Source organism: Rhodanobacter thiooxydans LCS2 (genome assembly GCF_000264375.1).
Lineage (GTDB): Bacteria > Pseudomonadota > Gammaproteobacteria > Xanthomonadales > Rhodanobacteraceae > Rhodanobacter > Rhodanobacter thiooxydans.
This window is the reverse complement of record NZ_AJXW01000037.1, coordinates 18,958-32,937: the sequence shown is the minus strand read 5'-3', so window position 1 is coordinate 32,937 and position 13,980 is coordinate 18,958. Positions and strand designations below refer to the sequence as shown.

Below are 13,980 nucleotides of genomic sequence, written 5' to 3'. Positions count from 1 at the left end.
TCCGAAGCCTTTCACCACGGATGGAGGTGGCGGCGCAGATGATGCCGCACGGACGATAGGCGCGGGAACGGCGGAGCAAACAACACGATGTCGGATGTCACGATCAAACAACTCGCCCAGGTACTGGGCATGCCGGTCGACCGGCTGCTGACGCAGCTGGGCGAGGCAGGCATGAAATTCTCCGACCAGGAGCAGGTCATCAGCAGCACCGAGAAGGTGAAGCTGCTCGGCTTCCTGCGCCGTACGCATGGCAAGGGCGAAGCCGCCAGCGAGGTCGACGACAGCGCGCCGCGCCAGATCACCTTGAAGCGCCGCACGGTCGGCGAGCTGAAGGTGGCGGCGCCCGGCGGCCGCGGCGCCGCGGGCACGGCCAAGACGGTCAATGTCGAGGTGCGCGCCAAGCGCACCTACGTCAAGCGCAGCGTGATCGCCGAGGAAGCCAGCGCCGAACCCGAGCGCGAGGATGCCGTGCGCAAGCTGCAGGAATCGCAGCAGCAGCGCGAGCAGGAAGAGCGCGAGCGGGTCGAGGCCGAGCAGCGCCGCCAGGCGGAGGCGCAGCACGCTCTGGACGAACAGCGCCGCAAGGCCGAAAAGGAGCAGCGCGAGGCGGAACTGGCCAGCGCGCCCGAGCCGGCGGCGGTCGAACGCGTCGAGGCGACGCCGGAACCGGCGGCCGAAGTGGCGCCTGCAGCGGCCGCCGACGACGCCTCCGGGACCGTCCAGCGCATCGATCAGCGCGACCTGGGCATGATCCTGCCGCGCATCCATGAGCCGCGCAAACGCGAAAAGCTGGTCAAGCCGGCGGCGGCGCCCGCGGCACCGGCCGCACCGGCTGCTCCTGCGGCGCGTGGTGCGGCGGTCGGTGCGACGGCTCCGGCCGCGGCCGGCGAGGCCGCTCGCGGCAAGCCCAAGCATCCGCGTGAGCGCAGCGAGAACCTTGGCAAGGAAGACCGCGAGGCCGGCAAGCGCTTTGCCGGCGGCCAGATGCATCTGAGCGAAGCCGATCGCGCCCGTCGCTCTTCCAGCAGCAAGCGCGCCAAGCCCGGCCGCAGCGGCGGCCGCGAAGCATTGCGCGGCGGCGGTGCGGCGGCGGCCGGTCCGCACGGCTTTTCGCGGCCCACCGCGCCGGTGGTGCGCGAGGTGGTGGTGAGCGATACCAACGTGGTGGCCGACCTCGCCCAGAAGATGGCGGTGAAGGGGTCGGAAGTGGTCAAGGCGCTGTTCAAGATGGGCGTGATGGCGACCATCAACCAGACGATCGACCATGACACCGCGGTGCTGGTGGTGGAGGAGCTGGGCCACACGCCGGTGGCGGACGCCCAGAACAACGCCGAGGAGACGCTGGCGGCGCATACCCAGACCATTGAACTGGAAGGCGAGAAGGTGCCGCGGCCGCCGGTGGTGACCATCATGGGTCACGTCGACCACGGCAAGACCTCGCTGCTCGACTACATCCGCCGCACCAAGGTCGCCTCCGGCGAAGCCGGCGGCATCACCCAGCACATCGGCGCGTACCACGTGGAAACGTCGAAGGGCGTGATCACTTTCCTGGATACCCCCGGCCACGCCGCGTTCACCTCGATGCGCGCCCGCGGCGCGCAATCGACCGACATCGTGATCCTGGTGGTGGCCGCCGACGACGGCGTGAAACCGCAGACGATCGAGGCGGTCAAGCACGCGCGCGCCGCCAAGGTGCCGCTGATCGTGGCCGTCAACAAGATGGACAAGGACGGCGCGAACCCGGACAACGTCAAGCAGGGCCTGGTGGCGCAGGAAGTGGTGCCGGAGGACTGGGGCGGCGACGTGCAGTTCGTGCCGGTGTCGGCGAAGACCGGCATGGGCATCGAGGACCTGCTCGACGCGATCTCGGTGCAGGCCGAAGTGATGGAATTGAGGGCGGTCGTCGACGGCCGCGCCTCCGGCGTGGTGATCGAATCCAGTCTGGACCGCGGCCGTGGTCCGGTGGCCACCGTGCTGGTGCAGCAGGGCACGCTGCGCAAGGGCGACTTCGTGGTCTGCGGCATCGAGTACGGCCGCATGCGCGCGCTGGTCGACGAAACCGGCAAGCAGGTGGCCGAAGCCGGCCCGTCGATTCCGGTCCAGGTGCTGGGCCTGTCCGGCGTGCCGGAGACCGGCGACGACTTCGTCGCGGTCGAGGACGAGCGGCTGGCCCGCGAGGTTGCCGAGGAGCGCCAGCTGAAGCGGCGCGAGACGCGGATGGTCAGCAAGAGCAACCGGCTCGAGGACATCATCGCCAAGATGGGCCAGGGAGAGGAGCAGCAGACGCTCAACATCCTGGTCAAGGGCGACGTGCAGGGCTCGGTCGAGGCGTTGCGCGAGTCGCTGACCCAGATCGGCAACGATCGGGTTCGCGTCAACGTGGTCGCCTCCGGCGTCGGCGGCATCACCGAATCCGATGCCACCCTGGCGGCGGCCTCGAAGGCGCTGGTGATCGGCTTCAACGTGCGTGCCGACGCCTCGGCGCGCAAGGTGATCGAGACGAACGCCGTGGATGTGCGCTATTTCTCGATCATCTACGACGTGATCGACCAGGTGACCCAGGCGGCCACCGGCCTGCTCGGCATGGAAGTGCGCGAGGACATCATCGGCATCGCCGAGGTCCGCGATGTGTTCCGCAGCTCCAAGTTCGGTGCGGTGGCCGGCTGCATGGTCACCGAAGGCTCGGTCAAGCGCAGCAAGCCGATCCGCGTGCTGCGCGACCACGTGGTGATCTTCGAGGGCGAACTGGAATCGCTGCGCCGCTTCAAGGACCTGGTCGACGAAGTGCGTGCGGGCATGGAATGCGGCATCGCCGTGAAGCAGTACAACGACGTCAAGCCGGGCGACCAGATCGAGTGCTTCGAGCGCACCGAGGTGGCACGTACGCTGTAACGCCCTCGGGCGTTGCGGCGCGGGAGTAGGGAATAGGGAATAGCCAAGGCGGCTGTCCCTATTCCCGATCATTGCCCGTGTGGCGTGCTTTGGCTCTTCTATTCCCTATTCTCGACTCCCCATTCCCGGCCTTTCCCCATGCCTTCCCGCGATTTCAAACGTACTGACCGCATTGGCGCCGAGCTGCGCCGCGAGCTGGGCTTGCTGGTGCACGCGGCGGTGCGCGACCACGGGCTGCCGTCGACCAGCGTAAGCGACGTGGAGATCACCCGTGACCTCGACTGGGCCACGGTGTGGGTGACCACCATGCTGCCGGAGCAGGGCTTGCCGGCAGTGAAGGCGCTCAACGAGATGAGCCACGAGATCCGCCACGCGCTGGCGCACAGCGGCATGCGCATGCGCCGGGTGCCGGAGCTGAAGTTCAAGTACGACGATTCGGTCGACAAGGGCGAGCGCATCGAGTCGCTGCTGCGCCAGCAGGTGCGCGATCTGGCGCCTCCGGATGGCGGCGAGCGCGATTGAATCGCCAGTACGGAATTCCACCGAGTCGATGAAGCGTTCGCCGCGCATCCCGTTCCGTGACCTGCACGGCATCGTGCTGCTCGACAAGCCGCCCGGCCTGAGTTCCAACCAGGCGCTGCAGACCGTGCGCCGGCTGCTGCGTGCGTCCAAGGGTGGCCATACCGGTGCGCTCGATCCGCTGGCCACCGGCCTGCTGCCGCTGTGCTTCGGCGAGGCGACCAAGCTGGCCGGCAGCCTGCTGGGCGCGCGCAAGGCCTATCTGGCCGAGTGCCGGCTCGGCGTCACCACGGATACCGCCGACAGTGAAGGCGAAGTCGTTCAGCAGCGCCCGGTACCGGAGCTCGATGACGCCAGGGTCGAGGCGGCGCTGGCCAGGTTGCGCGGGCGCATCCTGCAGGTGCCGCCGATGTATTCCGCGCTGAAGCAGGGTGGCGAACGACTGTATGCCAAGGCACGCCGCGGTGAAACCGTCGAGCTGGCCCCGCGCGAGGTGGAGGTGCACCGTCTGGAGCTGCTGGCGCGCGAAGGCGATACGCTGCAGCTGCGGGTGGAGTGCGGCTCGGGTACCTATGTCCGTTCGCTGGCGGTGGACCTGGGCGAGGACCTGGGCTGCGGCGCCCACCTGACCGCGTTGCGCCGGATCTGGGTCGAGCCGTTCCGCGAGCCGCGGATGGTCACCCTGACGCAGTTGGAGCAGGCGGTGGAGCAGGGCGACGAGGCTTTGCTAGCATGGCTGCTGCCGGTATCGGCCGGCCTGTCCGATCTGCCGGTATTGCGGCTCGATGAGACGCAGAGCATGGCCATATCGCGCGGCCAGCAGATTGTGCTGCCGGGCCTGCCGGAAGTCGGGCATTGCGCGGCATACGCCAGTGACGGCGCGCTGCTGGCGTTGCTGGAAGCCGATGCTGAAGGGCGTGCGCGCATCGTGCGCGGCTTCAATCTGCCGCCGGGTTGACCGATTTGCTCCGACGGCAGGCGGCGCTCTTGTTGAAGCACCACTCCCATCAGTAGAATAGACAAGTTATTTCAACACTTTCACTCACCTAGGCGAAGCTTGCGCTTGCGTCATCGCGATGACGCAAGCGCAAGCTTCGCATCGCCTTTCAAGGAAACGTACAACCATGTCTCTTACCGCAGAACAGACCGGCAAGATCATCGCTGATTTCGGCCGCGTGCCCAACGACACCGGCTCGACCGAGGTCCAGGTGGCCCTGCTGTCCGCCCGCATCGACCATCTCACTGGCCACTTCAAGGACCACAAGCAGGATCATCACTCCCGCCGTGGCCTGCTGAAGCTGGTCAACCAGCGCAAGCGCCTGCTCAGCTATCTGAAGGATCGCGATCTTGCGCGCTACCAGACCCTGATCGAACGCCTCGGCCTGCGGCGGTAATCCATGCGTTCATCCGTGAACGCAAAGATCAAGAGGCGCCCACCCGTGAGCGCACTTCTCAATCAGATCAGGAATTAAGCACGTGGCAAAAGTAACCAAGTCATTCCAGTACGGTAATCACGAAGTCACGCTGGAGACGGGCGAAATTGCCCGCCAGGCATCCGGTGCGGTCATGGTCAGCATGGGCGGCACGGTGGTGCTGGTCACCGCCGTGGCCGCTGCCAAGCAGAAGGAAGGGCAGGACTTCTTCCCGCTCACCGTCGACTACGTGGAGAAGTTCTACTCCGCCGGCCGCATTCCCGGCGGCTTCTTCAAGCGCGAAGGCCGCCCGACCGAGAAGGAGACGCTGACCTCGCGTCTGATCGATCGCCCGGTGCGCCCGCTGTTCCCGGACGATTTCAAGAACGAGGTGCAGGTCATCGCCCAGGTCGTCTCGCTCAACCCCGAGATCGACGGCGACATTCCGGCGCTGATCGGTGCATCCGCCGCGCTGAGCCTGGCCGGGATCCCGTTCAAGGGTCCCATCGGCGCCGCCCGCGTCGGCTACGCGGGTGGCAAGTACCTGTTGAACCCGTCGGCCACCGAGCTGAAGACTTCCCAGCTGGACCTGGTCGTCGCCGGTACCGCCGGTGCCGTGTTGATGGTGGAATCCGAGGCGCAGCTGCTGTCCGAGGACGTGATGCTAGGCGCGGTGATGTTCGGCCACCAGCAGATGCAGACCGCGATCCGCGCGATCGCCGAGCTGGCCACCGAAGCCGGCAAGCCGTCGTGGGACTGGCGGGCACCGGCGCGCAACGAGTCTCTGGTCGCCGCCGTCAAGGGCGCGGTCGGCAATCAGCTGGCCGCAGCGTTCCAGGTGCGCGACAAGCTGGAGCGTCGCGACGCGATCTCCGCGATCAAGGCTGATGTGCTGGCTGGTCTCAAGGCGCAGGCCGAAGAGAACGGCTGGTCCACCACCGCGATGGCCAAGGAATTCGAGGAACTCGAATACCACACCATGCGCGACAGCGTGCTGAAGACCAAGGTGCGTATCGACGGCCGCCAGCTCGACGACGTGCGCGCGATCACCGCCCGCGTCGGGGTACTGCCGCGTACGCATGGTTCCGCGCTGTTCACCCGCGGCGAGACGCAGGCCCTGGTCGTGATCACGCTGGGCACCACGCGTGACGCGCAGATCATCGACGCACCCGGCGGCGAGTCGAAGGATCCGTTCCTGTTCCATTACAACTTCCCGCCGTTCTCGGTGGGCGAGGCCGGCCGCTTCGGCGCGCCGAAGCGCCGCGAGATCGGCCACGGCCGTCTTGCCAAGCGCGGCGTGCAGGCGGTCAAGCCGGGCATCGAGGAATTCCCGTACGTGGTGCGCGTGGTCTCGGAAATCACCGAGTCCAACGGCTCCTCGTCGATGGCCTCGGTGTGCGGCTCCTCGCTGGCGATGATGGATGCCGGCGTGCCGCTGAAGGCGCCGGTGGCCGGCATCGCGATGGGCCTGGTCAAGGAAGGCAGCGACTTCGTCGTGCTGTCCGACATCCTGGGCGACGAGGATCACCTCGGCGACATGGACTTCAAGGTGGCCGGCAGTGCCGAAGGCATTTCCGCGCTGCAGATGGACATCAAGATCGACGGCATCACCGAGGAGATCATGAAGGTGGCGCTGGCCCAGGCCAAGCGCGGTCGCCTGCACATCCTCGGCGAGATGGCCAAGGCGATCAGCACCGCCCGCGCCGAGATGAGCGAGTATGCCCCGCGCCTGATCACCATCAAGATCCACCCGGACAAGATCCGCGAAGTGATCGGCAAGGGCGGCGCCACCATCCGCTCGATCACCGAGGAGACCGGCACCACCATCGACATCAGCGACGACGGCACCATCGTCATCGGCTCGGTCAACCGCGAGGCGGGCGAAACGGCCAGGAAGCGCATCGAGCAGATCGTCTCGGACGTCGAGCCGGGCCGCATCTATGAGGGCAGGGTGGCCAAGCTGATGGACTTCGGCGCCTTCGTCACGATCATGCCGGGCAAGGATGGTCTGGTGCACGTCTCGCAGATCTCCGACGAGCGCGTCGAGAAGGTATCCGACAAGCTGAAGGAAGGCGACATCGTCAAGGTCAAGGTGCTCGAAGTGGACAAGCAGGGTCGCATCCGCCTGTCGATGAAGGCCGTGACCGAGGAAGAGCGCGCCGGCGTCTGAGTTTCCGGACAAGGCCATTCCGCGAGGCCCGGCTGATGCCGGGCCTCGTGCGTTTGGGCACCAGTGATTTTGTGCAACCTGCTTTTGCTAGGATGGGTGGACCCTGCAAGAGGATGCACCGATGGCCGACCCGGCGAACGATTTCATCAAGGACTATCAGGCGCTGGCGCAGCAATCCTGGGATGCCTGGACGCGCCAGTTCCAGCCGCCGTCGGCAGCCAATCCGTTTGCGTCATCGCCAGCGCCAGCCGCTGGCAACGACACGCTGGAGCGCACGCTGGCCGGGTTGAAGGGGTATTTCGACTGGATGCAGGCGGCCGCCAGCGGCGGTGCGGCCCAGCCGGCAACGGGCTGGCGTCAGCAACTGCAGCAGATGTTCGGCGGTGCCAGCCAACCATTCACGCAGGCGTTCGGCGGCATCGACAGCGCTGCTGCCGAAGGTTTTGCGCGGCAATGGCAGGCGTGGATGCAGGCGGCTCGACACAGCGGTTTTGCCGACCTGGCGGGAGTACAAGGGCCGACGCCGGCTTTCGGCCTGAACCGTGAGCAGCAGATGCAGCAGCAGGCACTGGCCATCGCCTTGATGGCCTCGATACAGGCCATCGCACGTTACCAGGAGCTGATCCAGCGCGCCAACACGCAAGGCATGCAGCGTCTGCAAGACAAGCTGGCCGAGCCGGGTCGCCAGGTCGATTCGCTGAAAGTGCTGTACGACCTGTGGGTGGACGCCTCCGAAGAGGCCTACGCCGAGATCGCGTTGTCCGACGAGTTCCGCGACGTTTACGGCGAGATGGCCGACACGCAGATGCGCGTGCGCCAGCTGCAGCAGCAGCAGACCGAGCAGATGTGCCAGCAGCTCGGCATGCCGACGCGCAGCGAGGTGTCCAGCCTCGGCGAGCGGCTGCAGGCCCTGCGCCGCGAGTTTCACGCCAGCCGCCAATCCGGTGCATCCGCCGACCATGCTGACGAGATCATGGCCCTGCGCGGCGAGCTGGCGGCGCTGAAACGCCAGTTGGCCAGTGGCCGAATCGCGGCGTCGGCACCGAAGAAGAGCACGCCCGCGAAATCCGTGGCGGCAGCGAAGAAGGTGCCGGCAAAAGCGACACGCAAACCGACCGCCGCGCCCGCTCCCAGTCCGCGCAAGCGCAAGTAAGGAGACCTGAACCATGCAGACGCCACTGCGCATCGACCCGGCCAGGGCACTCGCCGACATCGCCACCTTCCAGCACAAGCTGGCTGCCGGCATGGGCAACCTGCGCAGCATGCGCGAGCCCGAATACGCCAACACGCCGCGCGAACTGGTCTACAGCGAGGACAAGCTGAAGGTCTGGCACTTCACCGGCCACGGCAAGCCCACCGCGAAGACCCCGCTGCTGATCGTCTACGCGCTGGTCAACACGGTGTGGATGACCGACCTGCAGACCGACCGTTCGATGGTGCGCAACCTGCTGGAGCAGGGCGAGGACGTCTACCTGATCGACTGGGGCTATCCCGACGGCGCCGACCGCTGGCTGACCCTGGACGACTACATCAACGGCTACCTCGACCGCTGTGTCGACGCGGTGCGCGCGCGGCACGACCTGGACGCGATCAGCCTGCTCGGCATCTGCCAGGGCGGCGCGTTCTCGCTGTGCTACACCGCGCTGCACCCGGACAAGGTGAAGAACCTGATCACCATGGTCACCCCGGTGGATTTCCACACGCCGGACAACATGCTGTCGCACTGGTGCCGCCGCATGGACGTGGACCTGTTCGTCGACACCATGGGCAACATCCCGGCCGGGTTGATGAACTATGTCTACCTCACGCTGAAGCCGCTGCGGCTGACCCAGCAGAAGTACATCGACATGGTCGATATCCTCGACAAACCTGCCGAGCTGGAGAACTTCCTGCGCATGGAGCGCTGGATCTTCGATTCACCGGACCAGGCCGGTGAGGCGTTCCGCCAGTTCATCAAGGATTTCTACCAGGGCAACAAGCTGGTCGAGGGCACGCTTCAGATCGGTGGTCAGAACGTGGATCTGGGCATGATCACCCAGCCGGTATTGAACATCTTCGCCGAGCAGGACCACCTGGTGCCGCCGGACGCCGCGCGCGCGCTGGGCAAGTACGTCGGCACCACCGACTACACCCAGCTCGCATTCAAGGGCGGCCACATCGGCATCTACGTGTCCAGTCGCGCGCAGCGCGAAGTGCCGCCGGCGATCCACCAGTGGTTGCACCAGCGCGACTGATTCGTCGCCGCCTACCGCGCGCAATGCGTGCGCGGCGGGCGATAATGGCCGGATGACCACTACCGCTGAAGCCCACGATTCCATCCGCGCCGTGCAGTGGCAGGGCGGCCATCTGCGCCTGCTCGACCAGCGCCTGCTGCCCGGCGAGGAACGCTGGGTCGACTGCCGCGACGCCGCGCAGGTGACCGAGGCGATCCGCGACCTGGCCGTGCGCGGCGCGCCGGCGATCGGCATCGCCGCGGCCTGGGGCGTGGCGATGGCGGCGCAGCAGGGCATGGCGCTGGAACCGGTGCTGGCCACGCTGCGCGCCGCGCGTCCCACCGCGGTAAACCTGATGTGGGCGCTGGACCGGATGAAGCGACGCCTCGCCGCCGGCGCCGATGCCGATGCGTTGCTGCGCGAGGCGCAGGCGATCCAGGACGAGGATCTTGCCGCGAACCGGCGCATGGGCGAGCTGGGCGCTGGCCTGATCGCGCCGGGCTCGGGCGTGCTGACCCATTGCAACACCGGCTCGCTGGCCACCGCCGGCTACGGCACCGCGTTGGGGGTGATCCGCGCCGGCGTGGCGGCAGGTCGGATCGCGCGGGTCTATGCCGGTGAAACCCGGCCTTGGCAGCAGGGCGCGCGACTGACCATGTGGGAACTGGTGCGCGACGGTATCCCTGCGCAGCTGATCGCCGATTCCGCCGCCGCGCATCTGATGAGGTCCGGTGCGGTGCAATGGGTGGTCGTGGGCGCCGACCGCATCGCTGCCAATGGCGACGTCGCCAACAAGATCGGCACCTATCAGCTGGCGATCGCGGCGAAGTACCACGGCGTGAAGTTCATGGTGGTGGCGCCATCCTCCACCGTCGATATGGCCACCGGCAGCGGCGAGGAGATCGAGATCGAGCTGCGCGACCCGGCCGAGCTGCTCGGCACCGCCGGGCGCCGCACCGTGGTCGAGGGCGCGCAGGCCTGGAACCCGGTGTTCGACGTGACCCCGGCGGAGTTGATCGACGCCATCGTGACCGAGCGCGGCGTGATCGAGCGGCCGAACGGCATGGCGATGCAGGCCATGTTCGGGCGCTGAAACGCCCTCACGCGGAAGCCGCGGTTTGCGCGCGCCGGGAATCTCGTTCCGGCAAGCGCCGTTCGCCACCTTGCTCAATTTTCCGGCAGCCTGCCCGAGGCTTGTCCTGCACTTGCGCATGATGTTGCAAGCTATTGATTAACAAAGACTAAATCCTGTCTTTTTGATGCCGTTCATGCTACACTTTCAAGGTTGATTTCAGGTTGCTGGCGCATGCGCTTGAGGCGCGGTGTCGAGGCCCTTTTTTTTGTTATCAGGGAAGCCGATTGATGGCAGAGCTCGCCAAAGAAGTGATTCGCGTCAACATCGAAGACGAGATGCGCCAGAGCTACCTCGACTACGCCATGAGCGTGATCGTGGGCCGCGCCCTCCCGGATGTCCGCGACGGTCTGAAACCCGTGCATCGCCGCGTGCTGTTCGCGATGAATGAGCTGGGCAACGTCTACAACAAGCCGTACAAGAAGTCGGCCCGCGTGGTCGGTGACGTCATCGGTAAGTACCATCCGCACGGCGACCAGTCGGTGTATGACGCGATCGTACGCCTGGCGCAGCCGTTCTCGCTGCGCTACATGCTGGTCGACGGCCAGGGCAACTTCGGTTCGGTCGACGGCGACAGCGCCGCCGCCATGCGTTACACCGAGGTGCGCATGTCGCGGCTCAGTCACGAGCTGCTGGCCGACATCGACAAGGAAACCGTCGACTTCGGTCCGAACTACGACGAGAGCGAGCACGAACCGCTGGTGCTGCCCACGCGCGTGCCGAACCTGCTGGTGAACGGCTCGGCCGGCATCGCGGTCGGCATGGCCACCAACATCCCGCCACACAACCTCAACGAGGTGATCGCCGCGACGATCGCGCTGATCGACGAGCCCGCGCTGTCGATCGATCAGTTGATGCACTACATCCCCGGCCCGGATTTCCCGACCCACGGCATCATCAACGGGTCCTCCGGCATCATCGAGGCCTACCGCACCGGTCGCGGTCGCATCCTGGTGCGCGCGAAGGCCGAGATCGAGACCGAGCCGAACGGCCGCGAGACGATCATCGTCCACGAGCTGCCGTACCAGGTGAACAAGGCCCGGCTGATCGAGAAGATCGCCGAGCTGGTCAAGGAGAAGAAGCTCGAAGGCATCAGCGAGCTGCGCGACGAATCCGACAAGGACGGCATGCGCGTCGTCATCGAAATCCGCAAGGATGCGATGGGCGACGTGGTGCTGAACAACCTGTTCCAGCAGACCCAGCTGCAGGTCACCTTCGGCATCAACATGGTGGCCTTGCTGGACGGCCAGCCGAAGCTGCTCAATCTCAAGGACATCCTCGAGGCGTTCATCCGCCATCGGCGCGAGGTGGTCACCCGTCGCACCATCTTCGACCTGCGCAAGGCGCGTGCCCGCGCGCACATCCTCGAAGGCCTCACCGTCGCGCTGGCCAACATCGACGAGATGATCGAGCTGATCAAGACCTCGTCGTCGCCGGCCGAGGCGCGCGAGCGCATGGTGGTGCGGCGCTGGGAAGCCGGCCTGGTGCGGACCCTGTTGTCCGCCAGCGGCGCCGGTGCCTCGCGACCGGAGGACATGGATCCGCGCGATGGCCTGAAGGCCGATGGCTACCAGCTGTCCGAGGCGCAGGCACTGGAAATCCTGGCGATGCGCCTGCACCGCCTCACCGGGCTGGAGCAGGAAAAGCTTTCCGACGAATACCGCCAGATCCTGGAAACCATCCGCGGCCTGATCGAGATCCTGGAGAATCCGGACCGCCTGCTGCAGGTGATCCGCGAGGAACTGGAGGCGATCAAGGTCGAGTTCGGCGATGCCCGCCGCACCGAGATCCAGCATTCGCAGGAAGACCTCAACGTACTCGACCTGATCGCGCCGGAAGACATGGTGGTCACGTTGTCGCACACCGGCTACATCAAGCGCCAGCCGGCCAGCACATACCGCGCGCAGAAGCGCGGTGGCAAGGGGCGCTCGGCCTCGGCGCTGAAGGACGAGGACGTGGTCGAGCAGCTGTGGGTGGTCAACACGCACGACACCCTGCTTGCCTTCACCAGCACCGGCCGCGTCTACTGGCTCAAGGTCTATCAGATCCCCGAAGCGGGTCCTGGCGCGCGTGGCAAGCCGATCATCAACCTGCTGCCGCTGGGCGACGGCGAGAAGGTGCAGGCGGTGCTTCCCATCCGCGAATACAGCGATGACCGCTTCGTGTTCTTCGCGACGAAGCACGGCACGGTCAAGAAGACCCCGCTGAGCGAGTTTGCGTTCCAGCTGCAGAAGGGCAAGCTCGCCATCAAGCTGAACGATGATGACGCGCTGGTCAACGTCGAGCTGACCGATGGCAACAGCGACATCCTGTTGTTCGCCTCCAACGGCAAGGTCAACCGCTTCGACGAGAACACCGTGCGTTCGATGGGGCGCACCGCCACCGGCGTGCGCGGCATGAAGCTGGCCGAAGGTGCGCAGGTGGTCTCGCTAATCGTGGCGGCGGAGGGCGACATCCTCACCGCGACGGAACGCGGTTACGGCAAGCGCACCCAACTGGCCGAGTTCACCAAGAAAGGCCGCGGTACCCAGGGCGTGATCGGCATCCAGTGCTCCGAGCGCAACGGCGCGCTGGTCGCCGCGGTGCAGGTCAGCGAGGCGCACGAGCTGATGCTGATTTCCGACAAGGGCACCCTGGTGCGTACCCGCGTGGCCGAAGTCTCGCAGCTGGGCCGCAATACCCAGGGTGTCACCCTGATCCGCCTGCCGGCAGACGAAACGCTGGTCAGCGTGATGCGGCTGGAGGCGGACGAGGACAACGGCGAGGATGCCGAGGTCGTCGGTGTCGCAAGTCCATCCGATGATGACGGCTCCGTGGCCATCGAGCCATCGGCAACTGACGAGTGAGTCCGGCTTGAAACGAAAAAATCCCCGGCGTGCCGGGGATTTTCTTTGGACCATGCAGTGCCGGTTACCGTGCGACCTGGCGATGCTCTCGCTTGTGGTGTGGCTCCGCCAGGTGGAACAGTTTCTCGACTGAGGTATCCAAGGCACGCGCCAGTTTGAGCGCGAGCAGGGTCGAAGGAACCATTCGCTCCATTTCGATCGCGTTGATCGACTTGCGGGTGGTTCCGATCAGCTCTGCCAACGCCTGCTGGGTGAGATCCTTCTCGGCGCGCAGGACTTTCAGGCGGTTGGCCAGGCGCTCTCCTTGCATGGGTCAAGCTCGGTCGAGCAGCAGAAAGATGGCAAGAAAAACGGTTGCGGCCAGCGCAATGGTGAGCGCCGCCATCATCTGGCCAGAGATGCTGATGGTTACGAAGATGCTTGACAGGCAGAACGCTGCCAATGCCCCTATTACCGTAAAGAACGCCCACTTGTAGGCGTGTGCGATCGCGGCCTGCCGCAATTCATCGTGCATCACGGCGTCACGCTTTTCGCTATGGCGTCTTTCGGGCCAGGCGTGCGCTGCTGGCCCAGCCAGGCGACGACAAACACGATGCCGATGGCCAGCGCCAGCAACAACGCACGTCGGGTGTCGCTGCCCAGCACCAGTACCGCTGCCAGAGCGAGGACAACCAGCAGGGCGAACAACACACCGTGGCGCTCATTCCTCACCAGCTTGTCTATCTGGTTATCCGTGTCTTGCATGGTTGTTTTTCCCGGGAACGTTGTGAGCCATGGTGCTCAGTGGCAAGAATAG

General features: G+C 66.0%; 12 protein-coding genes. 9 read left to right on the top strand and 3 right to left on the bottom strand.

The annotated features are described in order from the left end of the window. Positions 1-87 precede the first annotated feature (87 nt). The 9 genes from infB (at position 88) to gyrA (ending at position 13,184) form a co-directional block, all read left to right on the top strand. Positions 88-2,892 carry a translation initiation factor IF-2 gene (gene infB / locus UUA_RS07535; protein ID WP_008435596.1) on the top strand — a complete coding sequence of 935 codons (2,805 nt, stop codon included), beginning with the start codon at positions 88-90 and terminating at the stop codon, positions 2,890-2,892. Between the two features lie 138 nt (positions 2,893-3,030). After that, a complete protein-coding gene (gene rbfA, locus UUA_RS07530) occupies positions 3,031-3,414 on the top strand; it encodes a 30S ribosome-binding factor RbfA (RefSeq protein ID WP_008435595.1) in 384 nt (127 codons plus the stop codon). A gap of 28 nt (positions 3,415-3,442) precedes the next feature. Further along, positions 3,443-4,369, top strand: coding sequence for a tRNA pseudouridine(55) synthase TruB (gene truB / locus UUA_RS07525; RefSeq protein ID WP_008435594.1), 927 nt, complete (start codon positions 3,443-3,445; stop codon positions 4,367-4,369). 166 nt (positions 4,370-4,535) lie between these two features. Further along, the gene (gene rpsO / locus UUA_RS07520) at positions 4,536-4,805 is read left to right on the top strand and encodes a 30S ribosomal protein S15 (protein WP_008435593.1); all 270 of its coding nucleotides are present in this window, start codon (positions 4,536-4,538) and stop codon (positions 4,803-4,805) included. Positions 4,806-4,887: 82 nt separating this feature from the next. Further along, the gene (gene pnp, locus UUA_RS07515; RefSeq protein ID WP_008435592.1) at positions 4,888-6,993 is read left to right on the top strand and encodes a polyribonucleotide nucleotidyltransferase; all 2,106 of its coding nucleotides are present in this window, start codon (positions 4,888-4,890) and stop codon (positions 6,991-6,993) included. A 121-nt stretch (positions 6,994-7,114) separates the two neighbouring features. Continuing rightward, the gene (locus UUA_RS07510; RefSeq protein ID WP_008435591.1) at positions 7,115-8,146 is read left to right on the top strand and encodes a poly(R)-hydroxyalkanoic acid synthase subunit PhaE; all 1,032 of its coding nucleotides are present in this window, start codon (positions 7,115-7,117) and stop codon (positions 8,144-8,146) included. A gap of 13 nt (positions 8,147-8,159) precedes the next feature. Next, complete coding sequence (locus UUA_RS07505; protein WP_008435590.1) at positions 8,160-9,227, top strand: class III poly(R)-hydroxyalkanoic acid synthase subunit PhaC; 1,068 nt, start codon at positions 8,160-8,162, stop codon at positions 9,225-9,227. 52 nt (positions 9,228-9,279) lie between these two features. Next, positions 9,280-10,299 (top strand): S-methyl-5-thioribose-1-phosphate isomerase, encoded by a 1,020-nt coding sequence (gene mtnA, locus UUA_RS07500; RefSeq protein WP_008435589.1) that lies wholly within the window; start codon positions 9,280-9,282, stop codon positions 10,297-10,299. Positions 10,300-10,568: 269 nt separating this feature from the next. Continuing rightward, entirely contained in the window at positions 10,569-13,184 is a 2,616-nt protein-coding gene (gyrA, locus tag UUA_RS07495) for a DNA gyrase subunit A (RefSeq protein ID WP_008435588.1), read from the top strand. Between the two features lie 64 nt (positions 13,185-13,248). Here gyrA and UUA_RS07490 read toward each other — a convergent pair whose 3' ends face one another. Genes UUA_RS07490 through UUA_RS19970 form a run of 3 tightly spaced genes read right to left on the bottom strand, consistent with a single transcriptional unit; the run spans position 13,249 to position 13,928 of the window. Next, entirely contained in the window at positions 13,249-13,494 is a 246-nt protein-coding gene (locus UUA_RS07490; protein WP_008435587.1) for a helix-turn-helix transcriptional regulator, read from the bottom strand. 3 nt (positions 13,495-13,497) lie between these two features. Then, positions 13,498-13,698, bottom strand: a complete 201-nt coding sequence (locus UUA_RS19975; protein ID WP_008435586.1) for a hypothetical protein — start codon at positions 13,696-13,698, stop codon at positions 13,498-13,500. Then, positions 13,698-13,928 (bottom strand): hypothetical protein, encoded by a 231-nt coding sequence (locus tag UUA_RS19970; RefSeq protein ID WP_008435585.1) that lies wholly within the window; start codon positions 13,926-13,928, stop codon positions 13,698-13,700. The genes UUA_RS19975 and UUA_RS19970 overlap by 1 nt, the downstream gene beginning before the upstream one ends. Between the last annotated feature and the right edge of the window lie 52 nt (positions 13,929-13,980).